The sequence below is a fragment of the Photorhabdus noenieputensis genome, assembly GCF_018448935.1.
GTDB classification, from domain to species: Bacteria; Pseudomonadota; Gammaproteobacteria; order Enterobacterales; family Enterobacteriaceae; genus Photorhabdus; species Photorhabdus noenieputensis.
The window spans coordinates 1-872 of sequence record NZ_RCWC01000142.1; the positions used below are offsets into that span (position 1 = coordinate 1).

An 872-nucleotide genomic window follows, 5' to 3' on the forward strand; every position below is an offset into this window, starting at 1 on the left:
TCAATCACCACCGCCTGTTTGACCTGTGGGTGCAAAGCGAGGGCGGCTTCAATTTCGCTCAATTCGATGCGGTAACCGCGGATTTTGACCTGAAAATCATTGCGCCCCAGATATTCCAGATTGCCATCCGCTCGCCAGCGGACTAAATCACCGGTTTTATACAGGTGGGTATACCCTTTGGCCTTATCTGCTGCGGTGGCAAAGGGGTTTGCCACAAACCGCTCGGCGGTCAGCTCAGGCCGGTTCCAGTAACCACGAGCGACTCCGGCACCACCGATATACAGTTCTCCCGGTGCGCCGACAGGAGACAGATTGCCGTGACTGTCAAGAACGTAAAGGCGGGCGTTATGAATGGCTTTGCCAATATTGGCTGGGGTGACCCCACGTTGATATATTTTTTCAGTCGCACAAACGGTCACTTCGGTTGGACCATAAGAATTGAGGACCTTGCTATGACGGCTGAAATGTTCAAGAAAATCGAGTGAGGGGGATTCTCCGGCGGTCACTAACAACTGCAAGGAAGGTAAGTGCGAGCCAGTTAACAGCGTCAATATTGCTGGCGGTAAGGCAGCGATTTCAATGTCTTCTCGTTGAATGAGTTTTTCAATTGCCGGGGCATGACGTTCTGTTTCGCTGCAAAGGTAAAGCGTCAGTCCATTAAATAAACTGGGGAAGAGTTCGAAAACAGAACCATCAAACACATATGCGGCAAACATTAAGGCTTTTTTTCTCCTGGTGGCATCAAAAATTTCTGCCTGTGCCGCTGCCAGATGCGCCACATTTTTGTGCTCAATCATGACGCCTTTCGGCTGGCCGGTGGTGCCTGAGGTATAGATGATATAGGCCAAATCTGAGGATTTGTTTACCGATGC

The 872-nt window shown here is 50.3% G+C and carries 1 protein-coding gene; it reads right to left on the reverse strand.

The window, feature by feature from the left end; all coding sequences use genetic code 11:
* Positions 1-872, reverse strand: an 872-nt coding sequence (locus tag EAE91_RS23555) for an amino acid adenylation domain-containing protein (protein ID WP_214090551.1), incomplete at both ends; no start/stop codon positions are given.